Genomic DNA, 25,083 nt, shown 5'->3' with positions numbered 1-25,083 from the left:
AAATTGAGAACGTTAATTCGGTACTTTCTGTCCGTTGTGCTTACCTTAATGGAACACTCACTATTTGATGTTTTCGCCAAAGTGGGATGCTCCCCGCGGCGTTGCGTTCTTTTCTGCTTTTTAAAATATAATAAATGAAATTGCAGCATCTATTGGAAGTAATAATTTGCCCAAATCTGGGAAAATTGGGACGCTTGGTTAAATTGGTTTCCTGTCACTTAATCGAACATTATAGGAAAGTATAAATATTTATTTTTTGAGCGATCGCCTCAAATCTCCTCTCAGCATCTGTTTAGTTATACTCTTGGTAACGATGCTGATCAAAACTGTACCGAAATCGTTCCCACAACACTAAAAGGTGCGCCAGGAATTACACCTAAGCGATCGCTATTTGGTGAGCCAAGATAATATTCTGTGTCGAACAAATTACGGAAGTTCAGTTGCGCCCGCCAGTTGTCCCGTCGGTAGAAAATTGAACTATCAAAGCGAAGATAGCTAGGAATATCGTAGGAGTTGGCAAGGTCGCCAGCGCGATCGCCTACATAATAAACACCTAAACCAAATCCCAAGCCTTTTAAATCTCCTCTTTGGAGTTGATAAGTTGTCCATAAACTGGCAGTATGACGGGGCGCATTATCAAACCGATTTCCTACAGGAGTACTATTGTCGCTACTGACAAAGGCATCATTGTAGCCATAGGCAGCAATCATATTTAATCCTGGTAAAATTTCACCCGATATATCTAATTCAATCCCTCGGCTTTTCACTTCTCCGGTCAAAATGTCGAAGGGTGGGTTATTCAGATCGGCTGTGGGAATATTAGTCTTTGTAATGTCGTAGAAAGCCAAAGTTCCACCAAATTTGCCAAAGTCTAGTTTGGTTCCCACTTCATATTGTGTTGACCGTTGTGGTGGAGCGTTCCCACTTTCTAATGTGGCAAAACTCGGCTCAAAACCTTTTGTAAAGGAGGCATACAACGATACAGGTTGTAAGGGTTGGTAGACAATCCCGACTCTGGGACTGAAAGCAGAGTAATTGGCTTCGCTGGGTGTTGAATTCAATCGGTTAAATCGATTTTGTTGAAAACTGTCGAATCGTCCACCTAGCAATAACTTCAAATTATCAGCAAAAGCAATTTGGTCTTGGAGGTAGAAACCATAAGTTGTATTGTTTTCATCACGATTAGTTGTGATAGGAAGTGTGAAGAGAGAATATCTGTCAGGGGAACGAATAGGATTAAAGATATTAATCGATGGATACGAACCACTTTCACCAACTCCAAACTTCAAGTCTGTATTAATTTCCTTACCATACTCAAACCCAGCTAACAATTTATGCCCTATCGAACCAGTCTTGAAGTTACCCAGAATATCTAAGTTATTAAAGTAACTGCGGTAAAGACCCTCCCCAGCATAGGTACGACGCGTCAACTCTCCTGTTGTTTCATTCAAACCTGTATATAGTGGATAGAGGCGACCGACATCAAACCACTTAGCAAAGAAGGTATTGCGAACTGACCAATTCTGGTTAAACTGATGATCTAATGTGGTAGTCAAGTTATACTTGCGAACGCTATTTTTGCCAAAAGGTTCGTTTATCCCATCGGTTTCACTGAAATAGCGTGAGATTGGAATCGCTGCAATCCCACGCCCAATGGAGGGAATACCCGGATCGGCTGAAGTATCAGCATCGATAAACTCTAACTCCAATGTTAATTTTGTCGCGGGTGAAATGTTCCACTGGACGGTTGGCGTAAAGAAATAACTCTCGCGGTTAACTCCATCGCGGAAACTGAGGGTTTGTTCGTAAGAGCCGATAAAACGATATAAAAGGGTTTTATCTGCGTTCAACGGCCCAGAAATATCTAAGGAAGGTCGATACAAACCGAAACTACCCGCCGAGAATGATAAGTTGTAGTAAGGTTCGTTCAGTGGCTTTTTGGTGACTAGGTTGACGATTCCGCCAGGAGATCCTTGTCCAAATAAAACACCCGCAGGCCCTTTTAATACTTCAATCCGCTCTAAATTATCTGTCGTAACCAGGTCATATTGAAAAGGGTTTGCGCTACCATTTTTAAAATAGCTACCACTATCAAAACCGCGAATATTAATTTGATCGGTAACGCCTTGATAGACAGAAGCATTGACACCACTAACATTTTGCAGTGCTTGATTAACTTGAGTAACAGCGCGGTCTTCAATTATTTGGCGGGGAATAACTTGAATCGAAGCCGGAATATCACGTAGAGGAGTATCTGTCTTAGTTGCAGTTGACGCATCCTGGGCGCGATATCCATCTTGTTCGCCCGTTACCACCAGCTCAATCGGCTGATCTTGCTGTGCTGCTGGTTCTTGCTGCGGTGTAGAAAGTGCCGGCTTTTGTTCGGCTTGGGGTGTTTGAGGTGGCTGGGTAGCTATTGCAGCAGAATTTATACCAAAAACTAGACCTGCATCATCATCAAATAACTCAACCGTGGGTAAAGCTGCAACACCAACTACTGTGACTCGCACAGTAGTTGCATCAAGATTATTTACTGTTATTTCAGTAATTCCCGCAAGCGGTTTCTCAGAACGAAATGTATAAGTATCGCCCGACGGTAAACGCAATTGCCCGCCAGAGACATCGACAATAAAATTATTACCAGCACTGCGATTTGTAACTTGCAGTTTAGTCCCAACAGTTGTCTCTAAAATTATTTCCACACCTTTATCAGTGGGATTTGCTTTAACTCCTGTAATTGGTACTATTTCCGATGCAGGTGTTATTTGTGGTGTAGACGACTGCGCTAGTAAGGGTTGGGTGTCTGATTTAACTTGTGCTGACACAGGCACAATAACCAAAACACTCAAACATCCTGATAGACTCAGTGCCAGCCACAACTGAAAACTGTTAGATAACCACCAACTCTTCATCACAACTCCTCAAACACCAACTTGCTGAACCTGACTTGATTGACAATTAATAATTCTTATCAAAAAGCTTACAGGAATGCTTTAGCGTGTGAGAGTCAAGTATGGTCGTTAGAGGGAATTTTTTGAACGCTAGCGGGAATTGTTTCGGTTAATTAGGTATTCTTTAGGATTAACTCCAAATTTTTTTCTAAAAGCAGACGCAAAATAACTGCGACTAGCAAAACCCACTATTCGCGCTACTTCTACAACATTCATATCTCCTGTATGCAATAGTTGTCGTGCTTTTTCGAGGCGGTAGTGATGTAAGTAGTGAAAAGCAGTTGTACCAAAGGCGAGACGGAAACCCCGCTTAAAAGTACATTCATTCAAACCTACTTGTCGTGACAAATCTACCAAAGAGGGAGGATTGTCAAGATTTTGTAATAAAATTTCTTTGGCGTGGTACAGGCGTTCTAAATCATCTGATTTCAGAGCATGAGTCGAATCTTTACCTTTTCGCGCTTCTATCTCTTGTTCCACCAACAACGCCATTAGATCCAAAACTCTTGCTTCCAAATACATCCGTTTAGTTATGCCGTGGTAAGGACATTGTAAAATTTGCTGTAAGCAGGCTTGCATCTGAGGAGTAATTTTTCCAGAATTTTGATAATAAATGTGATTTTCTGCTGCAAGTAAATGCTGTAATTCTGTTGGTAAATCTCCCGAACGATCGCCAATAAATGAACGAAAAACCTCTGGTTCTATGTGAACATTAATTTGTATCTGGTTTCCTGGTAATGATTGACAATATTCTTGCGGTGCAATTCCACTACCGCATAAACTATATTCTTTGGTATTAACAGATAAAAATGGAGTTGTATAACTTCCACAAAGTTGAAAATTGTATTCTAGAGGATGTTCCCGTTCCTCATGATGAAGAATGATTCCATCGAAGTTGTGGTAGTTGCTAATGTTTAACTCGATTCCTTGCCGTAGCCAAATTAATCGTGAGTAACCTTGACCTAATTGTTGAGGATACTTGTAGATAATGTCTAAGTCATCATTAGGGTCAAATTTACTGATATTATCGGCATTTTCATCCCAGAGTTCCCAGTAAGCTTGGCGTGAAATTGTTACTACCATTACTTGTATACTGCATTTAAATGAGAATTATATTTATTAAGGATACAGATAATGTTGGTAATAGTGAATCAAGTAAGAGCGATCGCAAATAAATTCCCAATTCTTACCCAACTCTTCAACTATTTGGAATTTTTCTGTTTGTAGCGATCGCCCACACAATAATTTTCTATTAAGGGTATGTTTTGCGACTAAAAATATTGATAAAGCTTATCGTTTAAAGGGTCTATCTTTTCCCTAATCGGTAATTTTTATCTCATTGACACATTGACAAAAAAAGCTAAATATGCAGTGTAGGGGTTAAGGCATTCAATATTGATTTTTTGACAATTTTGAAGCGATCGCTGTCCCCACAAAAACTTAACATTAACTTTAGAAGTGCTAACTATTCATAAACAAGCTCATGGGTTACTACATCGCTCCCCGCTTTCTGGACAAATCGGCTAGTGTTGTCTCCAGTCCAAATAAATCTGTAGAAATGTGGAAACGAATTGTATTAATTTTGCTATTGGTGTTGAGCTTCAGCTTGAGTAGTTCTGGTGTAGCGGCTGCGGCTGGACTCAAAAGCTATGTAGACAGTAGTGATGGCTATCAGTTTTCATATCCTAACGGCTGGCTGCCAGTTAAAGTTGCTGACGGGCCAGATGTGGTTTTCCACGATTTGATTGAGGTGTCCGAAAATGTTTCAGTTGTGATTAGCCCAGTTCCAGAAGGCAAAACTTTGTCAGAATTGGGAACCCCAACAGAAGTAGGATATAAATTGGGAAAAGCGGCTCTCGCGCCTCCTGACTCTGGTCGTTCGGCTGAATTAGTCAATGCTGCACAGCGAGAAGTAGACGGTAAAACATACTACCTTTTAGAGTATGAGATTAAACTCCCGAATCAACAGCAACGACACAACATCAGCAGCGTTGCTGTTAGCCGTGGTAAACTTTTTACCTTCAACGCCTCAATTCCTGAAAAACGCTGGCAGAAAGTTAAACGAATGATTGATGAGGTTGTCAATTCTTTTTCTGTTTATTAATTGGGGACTGGGGAATAAATTTAACTAATTACTAATTCCTAATTCGTAATTCGTAATTATTGGTGAAACACCACACCAAAATCCCAGATTTGGTGGTCTTTACCTGTTGGGGTACGAATTACGAATTACTTTAATCACCAATGCCCCATGCCTAATATCCTTTTCCCCAATACCAAATTAATAAGTTTGTCAAAAATCTCATGAAAATTCCACCTTTTGTACTTGCCTCAGCTTCCCCAGCCCGACGCCGCTTGCTGCAAACTGTTGGTATTGAACCGATAGTTAAACCAAGTGAGTTTGATGAGTCGCAAATTGAATTAAGTGAACCAGCAGAATTGGTCAAAACTCTTGCCCAGTACAAAGCGGAAACTGTAGCCCCACAGTTTGAATCAACTTTGATTATGGGTTGTGATTCAGTTTTGTCCATCAATGGTGAAATTTACGGCAAACCAGCAGACTTCTCGGAAGCGATCGCTCGTTGGCAGATAATGCAAGGTAACTTTGGCGACTTATACACAGGTCATGCCTTAATTGATAGCGACCAAAACCGCACTTTAGTCAAGTCTCAAGTTACAAGAGTTTACTTTGCTCAAATGAGCGAGAAGGCAATTAAAGCTTATGTTGCTACAGGTGAACCTCTCAAGTGTGCTGGTGCTTTTGCGATTGAAGGTTTTGGAAGTTTCTTCGTGGAAAAAATTGAAGGCTGTCACAGCAATGTAATTGGACTCAGTTTACCCCTGCTGCGGCAGATGCTACAGGAATTGGGATACGATGTCACCGATTTCTGGCAATAGTGCTTTGTCCTTTGTCCAAAGTTAATAACTTCCTCCACGTTGTTTCGCCTCGACTTGGCCATTTGTCCGATACTGGCGCAGTAGGTTTCACACAAATGACAAGCTGACCTTAAATCTTTGCGCTAACTGGCGTTGAGAGCCTTCTTTTGCAACACACGCCATAATCACACGCTCACGCAAATCCCTTGAGTAAGATATTGGCATTCTATTCAAACAATGCTATCTCTTCAGTGTACCTGAGTCTGTGGTTCAATTACCTGAAAATTGCTGTAAATCATGTTTGAGCAAACGTTTGAATAGCGTATAAATTGTATATTTTGTGCGGAAAAATTTAATTTTCATGATAGCTTAGAAAACATTAATTAAAATTATCTTGGAAGTACTACAATAATATTAAAGCTAAAACTAAAAATGTTTATTATTCAAAACAAATAAAAAAGTTGGATAAAAAATAGTGAATGCATCGACTTTGAGAAATATATTGTTTTAATTTATTTCTTTTTGAAGGGCAAACTGAACGGTCGGATATGTCGGGAGATAGATATTTAAGTCCAGTTAATCATGATGTCAACAAACTTGTCTGATTTTTACAGCAAGCTTGGCGATAAAAAAACAACAATAAATTAAGAGAAAAAAATGCCTAGACTTGTAGGACAGCGCTCTAATACTGGAACAAACATCACCGTTCTAATCATCCTTATCGCCATCTTTGGGGTACTCCTTGAATACTTTGGCGTTATTGACATCGTTCCCGGTTTTGGCAGAGAAGGACGATATTTTCAGCTAAAAATTCAGCCAACCAACGAACAAGTCATTAAATAACCCAATCAATAATAACTGTGAGGAATAGAGAAATGCGTAAAGGTAGTGATGTGATCGATAAAGTAGTCGTCACCTCTGACAAGGGTAAGAAAATTCAGCGAGTTATAGATTTAATTTTTGATCACAAACGCAATCAACTTTTAGGTTTCCTGGTTGAAGAGAAGGGACTGTTTCGGGATGCAAAAGTAATTCCCCTACAAGAGGTGCAAGCGATCGGGTCTGATGCGATCATAGTTAAATCGAAAGAATCTGTTGTTAAGGCACATCGTGTACCTGCAATTAAAGAGATTCTGCACCAGAATATCGTATTAAGAGGAACAAGAATTCTGACCACTGAGGGACTTTACCTTGGTGGACTAGTGGATTTGTTCTTTGATGAGCATAGTGGACTGGTGGAAGGATACGAAGTTTCTGGCGGTGTATTTGCCGATGCTTACTCAGGGCGATCGTTCGTTCCTGCTCCCGAAGCACTGACAATTGGTGACGATGTTGCCTTTGTGCCTCCAGAAACTGCTCAGATGATGGAAGAACAGGTCGGTGGTATCCGGGGAGCCGTCCAAGCAACTGAAGACAGGTTCCAAGAATCGGCTCAAACGGCTAACCGCAGGCTACAGTCAGCCAGCCAAAATGCAAGTGAGCAACTGCAAAGCTCAGTAGAGAACGTGAACCGCAGGCTACAGTCAGCCAGCCAAAATGCAGGTGAGCAACTGCAAAGCTCAGTAGAGAACGTGAACCGCAGGCTACAGTCAGCTAGCCAGAATGCAGGTGAGCAACTGCAAAGCTCAGTAGAGAACGTGAACCGCAGGCTACAGTCAGCTAGCCAGAATGCAGGTGAGCAACTGCAAGCCGCAACTGATGCTACTAGCAGCAGACTGCAAGACCTGAATCGAAATGCAGCTGCCTCCCTGACAAACAATTTGGTTGACCCTGCCGAGCAAAAAGTATATGTGATTGGCAAGCATGTTGAGCGAGATGTGCTAACTCCAGACGGTAGTGTACTACTACTACAAGGGCAGTTAGTCACGCTAGTCGATGCAGAAGCGGCCGAGCGCTTAGGTATCCTCGATGAACTCTATCGAGCTACGGGTGGCAGTCTGACTGCCAATATCAGCCGCAATTTGCAAGCAGCAACAGAATCTACTAGCAATCGAATTGCGAGCGCAACGATGAGCAGTGCTGCTAACCTACGTCACTCCGTTAATGCGCTGACAGCCCAGGCGATCCAGCAGGTAAGAGGGCGCAGAGTCCTGCAAACGGTGCGTGCTGACGATGGCTTAATTATTGCGGCATCTGGGCAGATTGTAACTGAATCCGTCCTTGCTCGTGCCCAGACTTACGGCAAACAAGCAGAATTACTCAACGCTGCTGGTCTGGCTCTGGCAACCGCAGTTCGTTCTACGACAAGTGACACATGGTTAGAAACCAAAGTTCAACTGCGCCAGGGGGCAAACGTCGCTCAAGAGAACCTCAACACTTTCTGGCAAGCCTTGAAACAGAACGCAGAAATGCTACAAAGACTCAGCACACGGGCGATCAGGAAGCAACGAATTGAACTTGCACTGGGTCGTCCAGTTACCCGCGTCATTCTTGATCCAGAAGACAACGTGATTCTAAATGTGGGTGAATTGATTACGCATCGTGCTGTCCGTGAGGCTGAAGAAAGTGGAGTCCTGAATATCTTAGTGAGTTCGGTCTATATTAAGGAGCCAGAAATATCCGATCAAGAACTGCGTGCCCAAGAACATGGGATGGCAGCCCTGGCGCATGACGGTAATGGGCGATCGCAACTTGAAGCCAAATCAATCTCAGTAATTTAATGCTCGACTTTAATACCTTTGGGCTTTTTTTTCGTGTCTTGTGCTTTATCCGGTTCAGTTGCCGCTCCCGTTGTAGCGTTTATTTGCGGTAACAGGCATCATTTACAGTCATAGGATGTCGAACATACGCTGCTAGTGGCTTTTGAGTTGTCGTTTTGGAAGACAATAAAAGTGCTTCGTCAAAACTAAAGGGGTTGGGAAGTTGCCAAAGGTTTACCCAAGTAGAAGCTCTGAACCTCTGTAAGCCTACCAGATTGTGCCTTCTTTCTTGCATAGCAAAATCTGGTCTATGAGAATCTAGTTTCATAGCTTTCTATTAGCCTTGGTCAATGGGCTAATAGAAAATTATTTTCGTAACCTAGACTACAAAATAAATAATTGTTGTGAAAAGTATCTGTATTATAAATTTACGTTGGCTGGGTGTAAGTGTTTGCTTGTATTGCGGACCACAACAGATATGACACGACAAGTTGTAGACTGGCCATTAGATCGCATTCCCAACTAGAATATGTCATTTACTTCTATGCCCTCGCTGCGCGAGCAACAACATCCCCTAATTCGTCAGCTAGCTGATTGTATTGAGGCAGCTTGGCATCAGCACCTGGATTTATCCCCTTACCATTTGCCTAATGAGTTGGGGTATGTGGAAGGTAGACTAGAAGGCGAAAAACTGACGATTGAAAACCGTTGCTATCAAACGCCCCAGTTTCGGAAAATGCACTTGGAACTGGCGAAAATCGGAAGTATGCTGGATATTTTGCACTGCGTCATGTTTCCCCGTCCAGAATACAACCTACCGATGTTTGGTTGTGATTTAGTTGGGGGTAGAGGTCAAATTAGTGCAGCGATCGCAGACCTTTCTCCAATTCAAGTAGAACGCACCTTACCAGAATCTTATACTTCTGCACTGACACAGCTAACAGTGCTTAACTTTTCCCAACCCCGTGAATTACCAGAATGGGGAAATATTTTTTCAGATTTTTGTATCTTTGTGCGCCCCAGTTCCCCAGAAGAAGAAACAATGTTTCTGTCACGGGTGCGAGAATTTTTAGACATTCATTGCATCCAAGCGATCGCCTCACATCCAGTTTCCGTTGAACAAGTCACACAAAATCTTGCCGGACAACACAACTATTGCACCAAACAGCAGCAAAACGATAAAACCCGTCGCGTACTAGAAAAAGCCTTTGGCCCAGTTTGGGCAGAAAATTACATGACTACAGTTTTATTCGATCTGCCAACTTAGTCATCCCCTCTATCTCCCTCATCTCCCCCATCTGTAGGCTCTGTTACGTTTTCAGCTAACGGATAAATGTAGAATTCATTCAACGAGAGTTTAATGGAGTTCCAAAACAGCAACAGGGAGAATAGTAAGGTTTTTGAAGCGAATATTACAAAATAGTTTGTTGTCTTGGTAAGTGCAAATAACTAGAGACAGCTAACTCATTAACCAGAAAGTTAAGGAAACTTTAATGTGAAGAATGTTCAAATTGTATAGACATTTTTTAAGTTAGTTAATCGTTGATTGACATAAGGAAGACTAACTTTTGTAGCAAGATTGTGTCTAACAAAGGCAACAGTCTATTTTTGATGTTTCTTTTCAATTTTGTAACTTATATCCGTAGTGAGTGTAGCAGTAAAGTACCGCATCATACCAATTTGGGATTTTGTATAGAGACGTGATATATCGCGTCTTTATATCTAGATTCATACTGCTTGTGAATTCTGCTAATTTCCATTGCACTCATGTCTCAATAATACTCAGAGTTATTGAATAATCAGCTGCTATAGCGTTTCTTGCTTTCAATACAGACCTAAACCTAGTAAGCTTCAAAGCTTCTCTTCTTTTATGAGAGAGGAATGGAAGTGAGATTAGAGTGTATTGCATAGATAATGAGCGGCTATAAAAAATACCATTTTGTCGAGCCATAGTGTTGAACGTTCATCACACAATGGATTTTAAGCGATACCCAGCTTGAAACCACTGTTGTTTGTCCTAACAGCTGGCTGTTGATTAAAAACCCTTTTATTTTTACTTCCATCAGCACAATTCAGGTAAATGGGCAACATATTATGTTAAGGGTGACTGAAAAGCCAAAGCCAAGTGAGCAGCAACTTAATCATGAACAACCTAAGATTTGGTGGGGTATCGCTGTAGCCGTACCAGTAGTAATCGCTGCTGGAATATTAGGTACGGCCAAAATTGAGCAGTTGAAGAAACTAACTACATCTGCTCCTGTAATGCCATCTACTAATAACATTAGTGCTGTAGGGCGTTTAGAACCGCGAGGCGAAGTTGTTAAATTATCCGCCCCATCATCAGGATTAGCACCATCGTCACGAATTCAGCAACTTCTGGTGAGAGAGGGTGAACGGGTAAAGCAAGGTCAAATCGTGGCAATTTTGGACAACCGCGATAGCCAAGTAGCCGGACTACAAGAGGCAAAAGCAAAAGTTCAAGAAGCCCGTGCAAATTTAGCCCAAGTCAGGGCTGGCTCTCCAAGAGATATTCAAGCTCAAAGAGCAGTTATTGCTCGCCTACAAGCGCAGTTACTTGGGGAAAGGAATGGTCAACAAGCAACCATCGCACGAGTTGCAGCCCAATTAAGTGGAAATAAACTCGTCCAACAAGCAACAGTAAATCGCCTGGAAGCTGAACTCAGTGGGCAAAAAGAAGCCCTGAGAGCATCGCTTACACGTATTCAAGCCCAACAGCGCAATGCTCAAGTTGATGCCGGACGCTATGATTTTTTATACAAAGAAGGTGCGATTTCTCAGCAAGAACGGGATAGTAGACGTTTGAATGCAATAACTGCTAATCAGCAAGTGGTTGAAAGCCAAGCTACTTTGAAGCAGACATTAGCAACTGTACGACAGCAACTTGCTGAGGCTAGAGCGAACCAAATACAAAATTTAGCAACTTTGCAACAGCAGCTAATCGAAGCCAGAGTTAACCGTGATAAAACTTTAGCAACTTTGGAAAGACAAATCGATGAAGAAAAGGCCAAACTGAGCAGAATTTTAGATGTTAGTCCTACCGATGTGCAAGTAGCACAAGCCCAAGTTAGTAATGCGATCGCAAATGTCAGAAAAGCCGAAGCAGAACTTAGGTTAAGCTACGTTCAAGCACCAATTGCTGGAGAGATTTTAAAGGTTTATACCAAATCAGGTGAAGCGATCGGCGCAAATGGCATTGCCGAAATTGGCCAAACCAACCAAATGTTTGCAATTGCTGAAGTCCCTGAAGACAGCATTGGTAAAGTGCGTCTTGGTCAAAATGCTACTATCACCAGTGATAACGGCGCATTTAGTGGTGAATTAAAAGGAACTGTCACTGAAATTGGTAGAAAAATTGGTAAAAAAGATGTGCTCAATACAGATCCAGCAGCAGATGTGGATGCCAGAGTTGTAGAAGTTAAAATTGCTCTGTCTCCAGAAGATAGTCAGAAAGTATCTGGTTTAACTTATGCCAAAGTTCTTGTGGATATTAATAACTAATTAAGTTGTAGGCGAACAGTAATCCTAATCCATGATTGATATTTTGGATTAAAAATATTTTTTAAACATTCTATCAATCCGATACAGGTGTCACCAGAATGGGTGGAAAAGCTCAAATTACTAAATTTGCTGAGATCCCTATAAAATGAATCAAAAAATACCACTGTCATGGCTACAACTGACAAGAGAAAAAACTCGGCTAGCTGTGGCTTTAGCAGGAATTGCTTTTGCTGATATTTTAATGTTTATGCAACTCGGCTTTCGGGATGCTCTATATTATAGTAACGTTCGATTTCATAACAGCTTGCAAGGTGATATTGTTTTAATTAATAGTCAATCTAACGCTATATTGGCGATGAGAAGCTTTTCTCAACGAAGATTATATAAAGCTTTAGAATTACCCGCAGTTCAATCAGTACATCCGATATATTTGGACTATACAATCTGGAAAAATCCTGTTACAGGCAGACCTCGGAGTATTCTAATCTTTGGAATGAATCCAGAAAAGAACCTATTTAACTTACCTGGAGTTCAGGAAAATTTAGAGAAACTTAAATTACCTGATGTAGTTCTATTTGATCGTTCCTCTAGGGTAGAGTATGGCCCGATCGCTGCTAATTATGAGCAAGGAAAGATTGTAACAGCAGAGGTACGAAGGCGGCGAGTTCAAGTAGAAGGGCTATTTACATTAGGCGCATCATTTGGTGCAGATGGTAATTTAATCACGAGTGATATTAACTTTCTGCGAATATTCAGTAATCGTCAAAAAGGATTAATTGATATTGGGCTAATTAGATTAAAACCAGGAGCCGATGCTAATATTGTTGCTCAAGAATTACGTAAATATTTACCTAATGAAGTAAATGTTTTAACTAAACAAGAATTTATTGATTTTGAGCGGAGTTATTGGGCAAATAGTACAGCTATTGGTTTTATTTTCACATTAGGGACTGTCATGGGTTTCATTGTGGGGACTGTGATTGTTTATCAAATTCTTTATACAGAAGTCGCAGACCACTTAGCTGAGTACGCTACTCTTAAAGCAATCGGTTACACACAAAACTATTTATTGACAGTCATTCTTCAAGAAGCTTTATTATTAGCAATTCTAGGCTATTTCCCTGGAATCGTTTTTGCCTTGTTTATGTATAATAGTGCCAGAAGTGCAACACTTCTACCAGTTTTTATGAGTTTTGAGCGAGCAACAATAGTATTAATTTTGACTATGATAATGTGCATGATTTCTGGGGCAATCGCAGTTAGAAAATTACGCTCTGCCGATCCAGCAGATATATTTTAATTAATTCAATATTAATTAAAATAAATTAAAACTAAAATTAAAAATAAGTCAATTTAAATCTTGATATTCATTACAGTTGATTTTGAAAAATGCTAATTTATAACTAAAGCAAAACTATGATGGAAAAAGAACCTGTAATCGCCATTAAAAACCTCAATCACTTCTATGGCAAAGGCGCATTGAGAAAACAGATATTATTTGATATTAACCTAGAAATATATTCAGGTGAGATTGTGATTATGACTGGACCATCAGGTTCAGGGAAAACAACATTACTTAGCTTAATTGGTGGTTTGCGGTCTGTACAACAAGGAAGTTTAAAATTTTTAGGTGAAGAACTTATTGGCGTCAGCCAAAACAAATTAGTGCAAATGCGACGCAACATCGGTTATATTTTCCAAGCCCATAATTTGCTAGGGTTCTTGACAGCCAAGCAAAATGTGCAAATGGCAGTGGAATTGAACGATAATATTTCTCAAACAGAAGCAATGGCTAAATCAAAAGCTATGCTGGGGTCTGTTGGTCTAGAAGAACGAGTTGATTACTACCCAGACAATCTTTCTGGTGGACAAAAACAAAGAATTGCGATCGCGCGCGCTTTAGTGAACCGTCCCCCCTTGGTACTAGCAGACGAACCAACAGCAGCATTAGACAAACAATCAGGACGCGATGTTGTAGAAATAATGCAAAGTCTAGCCAAAAATCAGGGAACTACTATCTTATTAGTGACACACGATAACCGCATTTTAGACATCGCCGATCGCATCGTAGAAATGGAAGATGGTCTTCTAACTCGTAATTCCTCTAATACAGTTATTCAGTAATGATTTTAGTCATTAGTTATTTGTCCTTTGTGAATGACGAATGACTAATGACAGCCATAATTTATCATCTAGTCGAGCCTGATTTTTTAATTCCAGGTGACTTTGGCAAAGTTGGAGTATTTGATTGGCGACTAGTACGGAAAGTCACATTCACGCCTTCGTTCGATTGTTCCAGCACCAGTAGAGGCGTAGGTTTAGCTTTTTGATCCCAATGCATGGTAGCAATCCGACCTTGAATTATTGGCTGCCAACTATCTTCGTCTTCTATGGGGCTTAAGTAAGTTTCTATACAATCAATAATTTGACTAATAGTTGCAGAAGTTGCTTGTGTAGGTAATTTCATTAACTTGATTTGAATCCGAAACAACACCCGTTTAGCAGAATTTCCTGGACTACCAGTCTCATATTCGACATCAAAAATTTCATCTACTTGCCGTCCAGCGCTATTAGCAATTCCGACAGATCCAAGTTGTGCTTGATTTGGACGCAGGGCTTGAGAAATTTTTTCTTTGATCTGAATCTTTATTTGATTAAGAATTGCAAAATGAAACACCTCCTCTGACATCCGCATTCGCAGATAATCCAGGTTAAAGTCCCGTGAATTCACCAAATCAGGATTAGTTTCCATTTTGCGAATTGTTTCCAGCGCCAGCTTAAACTTTTTCTCTAGTTCTCGCGCGCGGAATTGTTCAAACTTAAGTTTTTTCTCCAGCTTATCTATCTGGAGTTTACTATACACAATCAAAGCAATCACTACTAAAGCCAGTCCTCCAGAAGTTACCAAAAATAATGGTGGTATTTCAGGATTACTTGCTGGCACTTCCTGGGATGCCTTTTTAGTAGTCTTTTTCCCAGAGGATTGGGCAAGAAACATTGAAGTGGACATGGTTGGAAACTGAAAAACTTGACTCCTGATGTTTAGGATGCCCAAATCATCAAGGTCATCTTGCTGTATGATTAATATTTTTTACAGCGTTTTACAAATCGTATATGTCCAGACATTTGAGCCTCTCTCCTCTATCTGAGGTTTCATCTACAAGCTTTAGCAAGATTCGTCTGATAGCCACAGATATGGATGGCACTCTCACTAGACGAGGAAAATTTACTCCAGCACTGCTACAAGCTTTAGAAGACTTAGCCGCAGCTGATATTAAGGTGCTAATTGTCACCGGACGTTCTGCTGGGTGGGTAAGTGGATTGAGTAGTTTGATGCCAGTTGCAGGTGCAATGGCAGAAAATGGCGGTTTGTACTTTCCACCTGGAAATCACAAACCAATAGTCTTAACACCCATTCCCGATCTAGTTCAACATCGCCAGCACTTGGCTACGACTTTTGAAAACTTACAAACTAAATTTCCCCAAATCCAAGAATCTGCTGATAATCGCTTTCGCATCACCGACTGGACTTTTGATGTAGCTGGTTTGCGTGAAGACGAACTACAAATCCTAAATAATCTCTGTCAACAAATGGGTTGGGGATTTACCTATAGTAACGTGCAGTGTCACATTAAACCTCAAGGACAAGATAAAGCTATGGGATTGTTGCAGGTATTACGCAAATACTTGCCTGATTATTCACCAGAACAAATTGTCACTGTAGGCGATAGTCCCAATGATGAAAGTTTATTTGATCGCCGTTATTTTCCTGTTTCTGTAGGCGTGGCAAATGTGCTGGAATATGCAGATAAATTGCAACATCAACCCGCTTATATCACCGCAGCTGCCGAAGGCGATGGATTTTGTGAGTTATCCAGTTACATATTGCAAAGCTTCCAAATCCCAAATTGAAGGGAATTATAATTTGCTCTAAAATAATCTTGTAGCACTGATTTTACAACCATGAGCAAAACATAAAAGCATACAAAGCAAGTTAATTTATTTATGGAAATTCTTAATGCGTGAATTTTGAATTTTGAATTCGGAGCAAAGCGACGTGACGGCTACTCTACCGATTAGTGTCGAATCAGAAATCTTTTACCCCAGTGCTGATGGTCAACCAGTGGCAGAAACCTACGACCACCTTTATGCTTTACTAACTACCTTAGAAGTCCTGAAACAGTATTTGGCAAATCGTCAGGCAACAGTATTGGCAAATCAATTTCTTTACTATGCACAGGGCTTTCCAAAATTGCGGGTAGCCCCAGATGTAATGGTGATATTTGATGTTGCACCTGGCGGTCGGGACAACTATAAAGTTTGGGAAGAGGGTCAAGTACCCACAGTTATTTTTGAAATGACATCCTTTGGGACTAAGGGACAAGACGAAATCTTCAAAAAGACCCTCTATGAACAGCTAGGTGTCAAGGAATACTGGCTATTTGACCCTAAAAGCGAGTGGGTAGAACAACAGTTACGTGGCTATCGCCTGCGGGGAGAAATCTACGAACCAATACAAGATGGACGCAGTGAACCGTTACAACTACGCTTGGTGGTTGAGGGAAGGCTAATTGGGTTTTACCGAGAGGATACAGGGGAAAAATTACTGATCCCTGGTGAACTGGTAGAGGCTTTAAAGCAAGAAATTTTAGCAAGACAGCAAGCAGAAGAACTAGTAGAACAGGAACGCCAACGAGCAGAACAGGAACGCCAACGAGCAGAACAAGCAGAGTTGCAGATAGAACAATTAAAAGCAAGGTTGCGATCGCACAATGTAGACCCCGATACTATTGAGTAATACATAGGGTGTAATTATGTATGAATTTTATCGTGCCGACTTACTTGTGGGTTAAGTATTGCTACAAAGAGATTTCTAAAAACCACTCATAACCTGCTTTAAACTGAGGCTTACCATTTTGTTCAATCATGCTGCCATGCGCCATGATTACTCGTTCAAAATCTCAAGTGAGAAGTTGTTGAATTGACCATTTGACTTTGACTTTATCCTGAGTTGCAAATTTCTCCAATAACGATGGACGAAGTTGGTTATAACCACATAGAAGTTTGGCTATTAATCTTGTATTTGGTGAACATTGATCGTCAAAATGGAAAACTGTATCAGTAACAATCAAAGTTCGGCTTTTGACATGAAAAAAGACGCATTCATTGAGCGGTGAACATCTGCTAGTATCCAATGTGTTAAATCTTTGTATTAAGAAATACTCAACCCCATCAATTAGGTGAATGTTGCGATCGCTATCCAAGAGTTTTTTTCTAATGGACAAATCGGTGGTGCATTTTACTTAGAATCAGTTGCAACAGCAGTGTTGGCACAAATCATTTACCGACGTTCAAACCTATCTGGACGCCTCAAACGTCCACCAGAGTTTTTAGACCCAAATTTGTTAAAGTCTGCCTTGGAATACATCAGAGCGCATTTATCCCAAGAACTTACCCTGAAACAGATTGCTGCCACAGTAGGATTCAGTCCCTACCATTTCGCACGAGCATTTAAGGTAACAACTGGACTGTCACCTGATCAATATGTCCTCCAGTGTCGGCTGGAACTTGCCCAACAACTGTTACAAAAACAAAAGCGATCGCTGGCGCAGGTAGCCGTAGATGCAGGATTTGGCAACCATAGTCACATCACATCTGTGTTTGGGCGAATGCTACACACAACTCCTAAGCGTTATCGGCAAGAAATAAGTAGTTTTTTAGACTATGTATGAAACCGATATATGTGTAGTTTTCTGCAAGACGCTTTGAAAAACTTATCCTATCTGGGTTTAAAATTTGCTTTATCTGAGTTTTTAGCCATCATTTACAAGAGAAAATCAAGCCTTTCGAGATCATCTTGCATCTGAATATATTTCTTCGGTCTGATTGTCTATAGACCATCACCTTTGTACACTTTCTCTGCAAGCCCTACTTAACGGGACTTCAACAAAAAATAGAATAAAAACGTTAGCAATTTTTTGGCTATGAATTTAGGAAATACTGTATTTAGTCGCGCCGAAACAAGCCAAATAGAGGAGCGAGAATTACGCCAAAAACAAAACCACCGATATGTGCCCAGTAAGCGACTCCACCAGTTTCTACAGTCATGTTAGCGGCTGTTTGTAGAGTAGTAAGACCGGATATGACATTTTGCACAATGAAAAGTCCAATTATTATTAGTGCTGGAACTCTGATTGTAGTGATGAAAATCCCCAAAAATATTAAAGTCATGACTTGAGCATGGGGAAAGCGGATAATGTACGCACCCAAAACCCCAGAAATTGCACCACTAGCCCCCAATGAAGGAATCTCAGAATTCATCCCAATAAACCATTGGCACAAGGCAGCTAAAGCACCACACGCTAAATAAAAAATCAGATATTTAGCATGACCCAATCGATCTTCAATATTGTTGCCAAAAACCCAGAGAAATACCATATTCGAGATTAAATGCCACCAACCGCCGTGTAAGAATTGTGACGTAAATAATGTTATCCACTCTCCACTCAAATTGGTGGTTAACTGTTGAGGTACTACTGCATACTCACCTAAAAACTGACTCAATTGTGCATGGGACAGGCTCACCTCGTGAATAAAAACTAAAATATTCATGCCAATTAACCCGTAGGTGAAATACGGGGTGATTCGCGTCGGATTTTCATCGTAGAGGGGAAACACAGATGTTTTTCCTAAATTATTGACTAACTGCAATATAGCTTGTAAGGCTAGGAGTTGCGAACGTTAAACAATTTCACCTATGAAATTAATCAGTATAATTAAGAGTAACAAAGATACTATTAAAAATTACTTATACCAAGATTCTTCCTGGGATTTATCGCTAAATAAACCCAACAGTGGGCCGAGAATTGCCCCAAAGATAAACCCGCCTGCATGGGCCCAGTAGGCAATACCGCCACTTTCCATACCAATGTTGGTAGGTGTTTCGAGGCTGGCAAGTCCGTAGAAAGCTTGTTCGAGAAACCAAAATCCTAAAAAGAAATATGCGGGGACACGGAAAGTTGGAAAGAAAAATCCTAGAGGCACTATACCGAGAACTTCAGCGTTGGGAAAGCGGAGAATATATGCACCCAGGATACCTGCGATCGCACCACTTGCACCCAAAGAAGGAATGCTAGAATCTTGAGCGAAGTACCACTGGGTCAAGGATGCCAAAACACCACAAGATAAATAAAACAGCAAATATTTGGCATGACCTAACTTATCTTCAACGTTGTTCCCAAAAATCCAGAGAAACAGCATATTCCCAGCTAAGTGCAAAAAACCACCGTGCAAAAATTGGGAAGTAATCAAAGTTGCCCATTCTGGTACTGGTTGATGTACAGAGATACCTCCAAAGCTTAAAGTCAGTTCTCGTGGAACTACAGCAGCAAGGTGTAAAAATCCATTTAATGCTTGTGGAGGAAGACTTGCTTCATAAAGAAAAGCGAGGACATTAGCAGCAATCAGTCCATAAGTTACATAAGGCGTGATTTTTGTCGGATTATTATCTCTAATGGGAACCACGAGCGTTTTTTCCTGATTTTAAGACACAAACTCTACAATACTGAATTCTATAAGTAGTTTCTTCTACCTCATGGATGGATCTTGCTTTCATTAAGCAAATAATTAGTATTTATATGTATGAGCTAGCGATCATGCAATACGGTTCAGATAAGCATTTTTTACAATCGAGTGTGTTCTGGGAAATGGGTTTGCGGGTAAGGGCGAAAGGATGTATTCAAAACATGAGTCCTTTTCCTCTTTCTCCTTTAACCAAACCGTATTGAGCGATCATGTAATAAACGTACACTTAGAGTAAACTGCTGCTTGACCACACAATTTATTCTGCTCATCTAAGAGATTCCAGAGGATGCCATCTTGAATCTCAAAGCGTTTACTAGTGCTGGTGATCCGCACACCAGAAAAATAGCTAAAGCCTTTAGTTGTTGCTTCTGCTAAGAGGCGATCGCGTTCTTCTTGCACTAACTCTTCAGCTGATCTTCGGGAAGGCATTCTAGTAAATTCCTCCCAAGAAAGCTCCCATAGTTCCAACGCTTTGCGATTACCATAGTTAAAAATTGGGTCTGACTCAGTGCCGTGAGAAACTAAGGCAAATGGTGCTTCAAATAGCGCCTGTGCTGTTTCAAGTGGTGAACCATTAGCATCCAGCAAAGAATTTCCCATCCAATGGTGAAAACTATTTATTAAATATTGACTGTGGAGAATAATGGCCTCTTGCTGCCAAGGAAACTTAATCACGCTAGTCATGGAAAAGTTAAAATATAACGCTAATAATTTAGTATGACAAAACTTGACTCATTATAGGAATTGACAAATTATCCCCAAGCCGGAAAATACTCTATTTAATGCATATTAGCTAGGCAAACTCATGTTTTTTTCAAATTCTCTGGAAAATCAACTTCAGCGCTGGAACGAAATTATCTGCAATCAACCTAAAAATTCTAATGCTTACATTCGTCGAGGCATGGTTAACTTTCAACTGGCCAAGATTGATGAATCTATTCAAGATTTCGACATCGCAGAGCAATTGGATGCCCGTATCAAACCCTACCTTTGGCAACGGGGATTATCGTACTATTATGTAGAAAGATTTGTTGAGGGCGCTGAACAATTTGAAATAGATTTAACAGTGAATGCTCAAGATGTAGAAGAAACAGTATGGCGATATCTCTGCATAGCTCGTTCGTTAGGTGTTGAAGAAGCACGTAATTCTTTACTAACGGTGAAAAATGATCCTCGACGTGTTATGCAGCGCGTATATGATTTCTATGCTGGAGATTGTACACAATATGATGTTTTAACTGTTGGTCAATCAGAAGGGATAAAGGGGAATTTTTATAGTCATCTTTACTTGGGATTATATTACGAAGTTGAGAATAATATTAATTTGGCTCAGGAGTATATAGTGAAAGCTGCTGATAATTATAAAATTGATGATTATATGTGGTATTTGGCGCAGGTACATAAAAAATTGCGAGGATGGGTTTGATTTGCTCAATAGTAAATAAATTAAGCCTTTTGATGTTAAATAATTTGTTGCGTTAATGAAGCGAGTTATAGTCTTAATGCGATCGCAATGAACAAATAGTTAACCACATTACGGGATGAAGATTCGCCTTGCACCTCGATGACTATCAATATCAAGCACAATTTCAATCAGACTTTCAACACACTGAGCTAGATATTCAGAGTCGTTTAGCAGTCGATCGGCATTGCTAATCGTAATTACAGGTAAGATGCTAAGGTATTTTCTTCACGTATGACTTGTTCGAGCGAATCTTTCCCTTTCATGCTGCGATTAGCTATAAGTAAAATCATCTAATTTTCCTGAGCTAATCGCCAAACAACCCTGTCATCACTGTTGATCGATAAATCCATGTCTGCAATTGTGATAAGCTGACTTTTACCCTGAACATCAATTAGGAAAGTTAGGAAAAAACAAAAATGGCAACTATCTACGGCACCACAGGTTCTGAAACAATAAATGGAACTTCGGGAAATGACATATTATATGGATGGGCTAAGGGTGGCAATGCTAATAGCCCGTCTGGTAATGACACCCTGAATGGCAACTTTGGTGACGATATCTTAAATGGTGGTACTGGTAATGACAGCCTTTTGGGTGGCGCTGGCAATGATAGCCTGATTGGCAATGATGGCAACGACGTGCTGACTGGCGGCACCCGTAATGACACCTTAGAAGGTGGGGCGGGTGCTGACAACCTTTTGGGTGGCGCTGGCAATGATAGCCTGATTGGCAATGATGGCAATGACGTGTTACAAGGTAATGCCAGTGATGACGCCCTAGTTGGAGGCTTGGGTAGGGACATACTTACAGGCGGAGACGGTACCGATAGATTTTACTTTAATTCCCCAGATGAAGGAATTGATACCATCACTGACTTCGACTACATATTTGATAAGGATGAGATTTGGATTTCCGCCGAAGGTTTCGGAATAGATATAGACTCTTTCGATGCGGTTACGCTCAACACAAGTACAGGCGCACTGTTCGTTGAAGACACTCAGATTGCGATGGTTTCTGGCTTTATCTCTTTCACGATTTCCAGTCCTGTTATCAACATTTTCTAGAAACCGTGTGTTAAGTCAACCACAACCGAGAAACATCACAGTATGTTGAGGCAAACTTCGTCGGATTGCCCCAACATACTGTGATGTCCGCCTTCTATGTGTAATTACCTGCAATACTAATCACTCAAACCTGCAATCAATACATTTTCAAACCAGGATTATTTTCAGCTATAATTACACTTCAACCAGCGTTAACGTCCCAGCATTTTATCCCGCAGATGCTTAATGCGATCGCTTCACCCAGTCCCGCCCTATAGCAATGCAATAAATTCCTCTACACTTAAATCAGCATCCCGAATTATTGCCCGTAACGTACCCTTAGCTAATTCCTGATGATCTGGGACAACAACTTGAGCAAACGGTTCATCTCGTCGTAGAATAATATGGCTACTTTCCCTACGCTTTTCGTAAAAACCCACCTTTTCGAGCGCTTTGACGCAATCTTTTCCAGAAATACTCGGTAGTTTGCTCACACGAGTACCAGAAACGTTTCAAAGTTATCTTCTGGAACAGGTAAACCATCCTCCTGCAACGCGGCGATGTAACCTGCGATTGCCTCTTTGATATTGGAAAGGGCTTCCTCTTTAGTCTTACCCTGGCTAATACAACCTTTTAGGCTTGGGCACTCTACAACCCAGCAGCCATCTTCATCTCGATACACAATTACCTGTCTCATATTATACTCTATAATAAAAAATGTGTATAACTGTTCTTGCTCTTATCAAGTAAGCCTCCTAAATCTGCTTTCTACTGTTCATTTCAACCTCAAACTGTATATTTCTCTGGGCATCTACGCATCTTCATTGCCCATCTATTCAATTTTCGGTTGCTTCGGTTTCAAACTGCACTATTTTTATTGCTACCTTGACCAAGCACTAACGTCCTAGCATTTTATCCCGCAGATGTTTAATGCGATCGCGCAATTTACCCGCTTCTTCAAATTCCAGTTTCTTCGCTGCCTCTTTCATCTGCGCTTCTAACAGAGTAATCAATTGGGGAATCTGTTCTAATGGCAGTTCATCTAGATGTTCATCTACTACTTTCAAATCAGTTGCATTCAACCGCCGAGATACATCTAAAAAAGCCAAAATCGCATTACTTGATTTTTTCACTATCGGTTGCGGTGTAATCCCATGCAGTTGATTATGTGCAGTTTGAATACCACGCCGCCTGTCTGTTTCATCAATAGCTTTAATCATGCTACCTGTCAGGTTATCGGCATATAAAATCGCTTGTCCCTGAATGTGACGCGCGGCTCTACCAATAGTTTGAATTAAGGAACGCTCGGTTCGCAAGAAACCTTCTTTATCTGCATCCATAATTGCTACTAAGGAAACTTCGGGTAAATCCAAGCCTTCACGCAGCAAGTTTACGCCAACTAATACATCAAATTTCCCCTCGCGCAAGTTCTGCAAAATTTCAATGCGCTCAATAGAAGTAATCTCAGAATGTAAATACCGTACCCGAATACTGTGGTCTTGCAAATACTCGGTTAAATCTTCCGCCATCCGCTTGGTTAATGTGGTAATTAACACTCGTTCATGGCGATCGGCTCTATCTTTAATTTCTCCCAACAAATCATCAATTTGTCCTTCTGTAGGACGCACAGAAATTTCTGGATCAACTACCCCAGTTGGTCGAATTACTTGCTCAACTACATGGTCTTCAGAAACTTCTAATTCCCAATTTCCGGGAGTTGCTGAAACAAAAATACACTGATTTACTTTTTGCCAAAATTCCTCTGCTTTTAAAGGACGGTTATCAGCAGCGCTAGGAAGCCGAAATCCATGTTCAATTAAAACTTTTTTTCTCGCTTGATCGCCGTTATACATCCCCCGAATTTGGGGTACAGTAACGTGAGATTCATCGATAACTAATAACCAATCTTTGGGAAAATAATCAATTAAACATTCTGGCGCTTCTCCAGCTTGCCTTCCTGCTAAGTGACGGGAATAGTTCTCAACGCCGTTGCAGTAACCTACTTCGCGTAACATTTCCAAGTCATAGCGTGTACGCTGATCTATGCGTTGCGCTTCTAATAGTTTTCCTGCTTGTTCTAAGTCTAGTTTTTGCTGTTTTAACTCTGCTGCAATGTCATCACAAGCTGTTTCTAATCGTTCTTCTGGAGTGACAAAGTGACGTGCAGGGTAGACATTCACCGCTTCTAAACTTTTGAGAATTTCTCCTGTTACTGGATCAATGTAGCGAATTGCATCAATTTCATCACCAAAGAATTCGACACGAATAATCCTGTCTTCATAAGCTGGGCCAATTTCTAAAACATCGCCCCGGACGCGAAACTTCCCCCGACCCATTTCTATGTCGTTACGGCTATATTGAACATTTGCCAAATCCCGTAAAATTTGGCGTTGATTTACTTCCATACCTATTTGAAGGGGGATGGCAGCTTTCAGGTATTCTGCTGGCATTCCTAAACCATAGATGCAACTAATGGAAGCAACCACAATAACATCACGGCGTTCAAAAAGCGATCGCGTCGCTGAATGCCGCAACATATCTATTTCATCATTAATCGCCGCTGTTTTTTCAATATAAGTATCGGTAACGGGGATATAGGCTTCTGGCTGATAATAATCGTAGTAGCTGACAAAATACTCAACTGCGTTATTGGGAAAGAAATCTCGCAACTCGTTACAAAGTTGAGCAGCCAAAGTTTTGTTATGCGCTAAAACTAAAGTTGGCTTGCCAATTTTCTCAATAACTGCTGCTACCGAAAACGTCTTACCAGTTCCGGTGGCTCCTAGTAAAGTTTGATAATGATTACCCGATTGGATACTATCAGTTAGTTGGGCGATCGCTTGTGGTTGATCGCCTGTAGGACTAAAGGGAGCTTGAAGACAAAATTCTGTCATACAGTTTTGCTGTAAATACCCTATCTCATGGTGACGATTCCGCCCTGTATCCATTGTAGCTGGCTTTTTAGACCAAATAAATAGTAATAATTATTTACAAAAGTTATTACT

At 40.7% G+C, this 25,083-nt stretch carries 23 protein-coding genes; 13 read left to right on the top strand and 10 right to left on the bottom strand.

The features are described from left to right. Positions 1–320: 320 nt before the first annotated feature. Entirely contained in the window at positions 321–2,912 is a 2,592-nt protein-coding gene (locus V7K79_RS25580) for a TonB-dependent siderophore receptor (RefSeq protein ID WP_335051644.1), read from the bottom strand. 129 nt (positions 2,913–3,041) lie between these two features. Then, a complete protein-coding gene (locus tag V7K79_RS25575) occupies positions 3,042–4,034 on the bottom strand; it encodes a helix-turn-helix transcriptional regulator (protein WP_335051642.1) in 993 nt (330 codons plus the stop codon). Positions 4,035–4,509: 475 nt separating this feature from the next. Here V7K79_RS25575 and psbP point away from each other — a divergent pair, with 475 nt between their 5' ends. The 4 genes from psbP to V7K79_RS25555 all read left to right on the top strand — a co-directional run bounded on the left by psbP (position 4,510) and on the right by V7K79_RS25555 (position 8,488). Then, positions 4,510–5,055: a photosystem II reaction center PsbP gene (gene psbP, locus V7K79_RS25570; RefSeq protein ID WP_335051654.1), complete on the top strand. Its 546-nt coding sequence runs from the start codon at positions 4,510–4,512 to the stop codon at positions 5,053–5,055. A gap of 200 nt (positions 5,056–5,255) precedes the next feature. Then, entirely contained in the window at positions 5,256–5,849 is a 594-nt protein-coding gene (locus V7K79_RS25565; protein WP_335051640.1) for a Maf family protein, read from the top strand. A 636-nt stretch (positions 5,850–6,485) separates the two neighbouring features. Beyond that, the gene (locus V7K79_RS25560) at positions 6,486–6,671 is read left to right on the top strand and encodes a hypothetical protein (protein ID WP_335051638.1); all 186 of its coding nucleotides are present in this window, start codon (positions 6,486–6,488) and stop codon (positions 6,669–6,671) included. Positions 6,672–6,688: 17 nt separating this feature from the next. Then, entirely contained in the window at positions 6,689–8,488 is a 1,800-nt protein-coding gene (locus V7K79_RS25555) for a PRC-barrel domain-containing protein (protein ID WP_335051637.1), read from the top strand. A 79-nt stretch (positions 8,489–8,567) separates the two neighbouring features. On the opposite strand, the gene V7K79_RS25550 is transcribed toward V7K79_RS25555, so the two are convergent. Continuing rightward, on the bottom strand, positions 8,568–8,795 hold the full coding sequence (locus V7K79_RS25550; protein WP_335051635.1) for a hypothetical protein: 228 nt from the start codon (positions 8,793–8,795) through the stop codon (positions 8,568–8,570). Between the two features lie 201 nt (positions 8,796–8,996). Here V7K79_RS25550 and V7K79_RS25545 point away from each other — a divergent pair, with 201 nt between their 5' ends. The 4 genes from V7K79_RS25545 (at position 8,997) to V7K79_RS25530 (ending at position 14,110) form a co-directional block, all read left to right on the top strand. Next, positions 8,997–9,734, top strand: a complete 738-nt coding sequence (locus tag V7K79_RS25545) for a phycocyanobilin:ferredoxin oxidoreductase (protein ID WP_335051633.1) — start codon at positions 8,997–8,999, stop codon at positions 9,732–9,734. 827 nt (positions 9,735–10,561) lie between these two features. Continuing rightward, positions 10,562–11,986, top strand: a complete 1,425-nt coding sequence (locus V7K79_RS25540) for an HlyD family efflux transporter periplasmic adaptor subunit (RefSeq protein ID WP_335051631.1) — start codon at positions 10,562–10,564, stop codon at positions 11,984–11,986. 145 nt (positions 11,987–12,131) lie between these two features. After that, the gene (gene devC / locus V7K79_RS25535) at positions 12,132–13,286 is read left to right on the top strand and encodes an ABC transporter permease DevC (RefSeq protein ID WP_335051630.1); all 1,155 of its coding nucleotides are present in this window, start codon (positions 12,132–12,134) and stop codon (positions 13,284–13,286) included. A 116-nt stretch (positions 13,287–13,402) separates the two neighbouring features. Further along, complete coding sequence (locus V7K79_RS25530; protein WP_335051628.1) at positions 13,403–14,110, top strand: DevA family ABC transporter ATP-binding protein; 708 nt, start codon at positions 13,403–13,405, stop codon at positions 14,108–14,110. A 64-nt stretch (positions 14,111–14,174) separates the two neighbouring features. Here the strand turns inward: V7K79_RS25530 and V7K79_RS25525 are convergent, their stop codons facing one another. Continuing rightward, complete coding sequence (locus tag V7K79_RS25525) at positions 14,175–14,996, bottom strand: hypothetical protein (RefSeq protein WP_335051626.1); 822 nt, start codon at positions 14,994–14,996, stop codon at positions 14,175–14,177. Positions 14,997–15,100: 104 nt separating this feature from the next. Here V7K79_RS25525 and V7K79_RS25520 point away from each other — a divergent pair, with 104 nt between their 5' ends. From V7K79_RS25520 to V7K79_RS25510, 3 genes are all read left to right on the top strand, one after another. Beyond that, positions 15,101–15,898 carry an HAD family hydrolase gene (locus V7K79_RS25520; RefSeq protein ID WP_335051624.1) on the top strand — a complete coding sequence of 266 codons (798 nt, stop codon included), beginning with the start codon at positions 15,101–15,103 and terminating at the stop codon, positions 15,896–15,898. Between the two features lie 145 nt (positions 15,899–16,043). Further along, on the top strand, positions 16,044–16,784 hold the full coding sequence (locus V7K79_RS25515) for a Uma2 family endonuclease (protein WP_335051623.1): 741 nt from the start codon (positions 16,044–16,046) through the stop codon (positions 16,782–16,784). Positions 16,785–17,226: 442 nt separating this feature from the next. Beyond that, on the top strand, positions 17,227–17,718 hold the full coding sequence (locus V7K79_RS25510) for an AraC family transcriptional regulator (RefSeq protein WP_335051621.1): 492 nt from the start codon (positions 17,227–17,229) through the stop codon (positions 17,716–17,718). 274 nt (positions 17,719–17,992) lie between these two features. Here V7K79_RS25510 and V7K79_RS25505 read toward each other — a convergent pair whose 3' ends face one another. From V7K79_RS25505 to V7K79_RS25495, 3 genes are all read right to left on the bottom strand, one after another. Beyond that, positions 17,993–18,664, bottom strand: coding sequence for a rhomboid family intramembrane serine protease (locus V7K79_RS25505; protein ID WP_335051619.1), 672 nt, complete (start codon positions 18,662–18,664; stop codon positions 17,993–17,995). Positions 18,665–18,790: 126 nt separating this feature from the next. Then, the gene (locus V7K79_RS25500; RefSeq protein WP_335051617.1) at positions 18,791–19,510 is read right to left on the bottom strand and encodes a rhomboid family intramembrane serine protease; all 720 of its coding nucleotides are present in this window, start codon (positions 19,508–19,510) and stop codon (positions 18,791–18,793) included. Between the two features lie 267 nt (positions 19,511–19,777). Then, complete coding sequence (locus V7K79_RS25495; RefSeq protein WP_335051615.1) at positions 19,778–20,254, bottom strand: MEKHLA domain-containing protein; 477 nt, start codon at positions 20,252–20,254, stop codon at positions 19,778–19,780. A 121-nt stretch (positions 20,255–20,375) separates the two neighbouring features. On the opposite strand from V7K79_RS25495, the gene V7K79_RS25490 reads away from it, so the two are divergent. Both V7K79_RS25490 and V7K79_RS25485 read left to right on the top strand, forming a co-directional pair. Continuing rightward, positions 20,376–20,996, top strand: a complete 621-nt coding sequence (locus V7K79_RS25490) for a tetratricopeptide repeat protein (RefSeq protein WP_335051613.1) — start codon at positions 20,376–20,378, stop codon at positions 20,994–20,996. A 455-nt stretch (positions 20,997–21,451) separates the two neighbouring features. Beyond that, entirely contained in the window at positions 21,452–22,099 is a 648-nt protein-coding gene (locus V7K79_RS25485) for a calcium-binding protein (protein WP_335051611.1), read from the top strand. Between the two features lie 251 nt (positions 22,100–22,350). On the opposite strand, the gene V7K79_RS25480 is transcribed toward V7K79_RS25485, so the two are convergent. The 3 genes from V7K79_RS25480 to uvrB form a co-directional block, all read right to left on the bottom strand. Further along, positions 22,351–22,572: a type II toxin-antitoxin system HicA family toxin gene (locus tag V7K79_RS25480; protein WP_334932587.1), complete on the bottom strand. Its 222-nt coding sequence runs from the start codon at positions 22,570–22,572 to the stop codon at positions 22,351–22,353. Continuing rightward, positions 22,569–22,775 carry a type II toxin-antitoxin system HicB family antitoxin gene (locus V7K79_RS25475; RefSeq protein WP_118164153.1) on the bottom strand — a complete coding sequence of 69 codons (207 nt, stop codon included), beginning with the start codon at positions 22,773–22,775 and terminating at the stop codon, positions 22,569–22,571. Before V7K79_RS25475 ends, V7K79_RS25480 begins: the two co-directional genes overlap by 4 nt. 199 nt (positions 22,776–22,974) lie before the next feature. After that, complete coding sequence (uvrB, locus tag V7K79_RS25470) at positions 22,975–24,972, bottom strand: excinuclease ABC subunit UvrB (RefSeq protein WP_335051609.1); 1,998 nt, start codon at positions 24,970–24,972, stop codon at positions 22,975–22,977. Positions 24,973–25,083: the final 111 nt, after the last annotated feature.

Source organism: Nostoc sp. (genome assembly GCF_036917575.1).
Classification (GTDB): Bacteria; Cyanobacteriota; Cyanobacteriia; order Cyanobacteriales; family Nostocaceae; genus Nostoc.
This window is presented reverse-complemented; position numbering and strand designations above follow the sequence as displayed.

What these genes read in the sequence shown, in the direction of transcription:
- V7K79_RS25580 (WP_335051644.1), bottom strand. Translation starts at nt 2,912, where the DNA reads ATGAAGAGTTGGTGGTTATCTAACAGTTTTCAGTTGTGGCTGGCACTG.
- V7K79_RS25575 (WP_335051642.1), bottom strand. Translation starts at nt 4,034, where the DNA reads ATGGTAGTAACAATTTCACGCCAAGCTTACTGGGAACTCTGGGATGAA.
- psbP (WP_335051654.1), top strand. Translation starts at nt 4,510, where the DNA reads ATGTGGAAACGAATTGTATTAATTTTGCTATTGGTGTTGAGCTTCAGC.
- V7K79_RS25565 (WP_335051640.1), top strand. Translation starts at nt 5,256, where the DNA reads ATGAAAATTCCACCTTTTGTACTTGCCTCAGCTTCCCCAGCCCGACGC.
- V7K79_RS25560 (WP_335051638.1), top strand. Translation starts at nt 6,486, where the DNA reads ATGCCTAGACTTGTAGGACAGCGCTCTAATACTGGAACAAACATCACC.
- V7K79_RS25550 (WP_335051635.1), bottom strand. Translation starts at nt 8,795, where the DNA reads ATGAAACTAGATTCTCATAGACCAGATTTTGCTATGCAAGAAAGAAGG.
- V7K79_RS25545 (WP_335051633.1), top strand. Translation starts at nt 8,997, where the DNA reads ATGTCATTTACTTCTATGCCCTCGCTGCGCGAGCAACAACATCCCCTA.
- V7K79_RS25540 (WP_335051631.1), top strand. Translation starts at nt 10,562, where the DNA reads ATGTTAAGGGTGACTGAAAAGCCAAAGCCAAGTGAGCAGCAACTTAAT.
- devC (WP_335051630.1), top strand. Translation starts at nt 12,132, where the DNA reads ATGAATCAAAAAATACCACTGTCATGGCTACAACTGACAAGAGAAAAA.
- V7K79_RS25530 (WP_335051628.1), top strand. Translation starts at nt 13,403, where the DNA reads ATGATGGAAAAAGAACCTGTAATCGCCATTAAAAACCTCAATCACTTC.
- V7K79_RS25525 (WP_335051626.1), bottom strand. Translation starts at nt 14,996, where the DNA reads ATGTCCACTTCAATGTTTCTTGCCCAATCCTCTGGGAAAAAGACTACT.
- V7K79_RS25520 (WP_335051624.1), top strand. Translation starts at nt 15,101, where the DNA reads ATGTCCAGACATTTGAGCCTCTCTCCTCTATCTGAGGTTTCATCTACA.
- V7K79_RS25495 (WP_335051615.1), bottom strand. Translation starts at nt 20,254, where the DNA reads ATGACTAGCGTGATTAAGTTTCCTTGGCAGCAAGAGGCCATTATTCTC.
- V7K79_RS25490 (WP_335051613.1), top strand. Translation starts at nt 20,376, where the DNA reads ATGTTTTTTTCAAATTCTCTGGAAAATCAACTTCAGCGCTGGAACGAA.
- V7K79_RS25485 (WP_335051611.1), top strand. Translation starts at nt 21,452, where the DNA reads ATGGCAACTATCTACGGCACCACAGGTTCTGAAACAATAAATGGAACT.
- V7K79_RS25475 (WP_118164153.1), bottom strand. Translation starts at nt 22,775, where the DNA reads ATGAGACAGGTAATTGTGTATCGAGATGAAGATGGCTGCTGGGTTGTA.
- uvrB (WP_335051609.1), bottom strand. Translation starts at nt 24,972, where the DNA reads ATGACAGAATTTTGTCTTCAAGCTCCCTTTAGTCCTACAGGCGATCAA.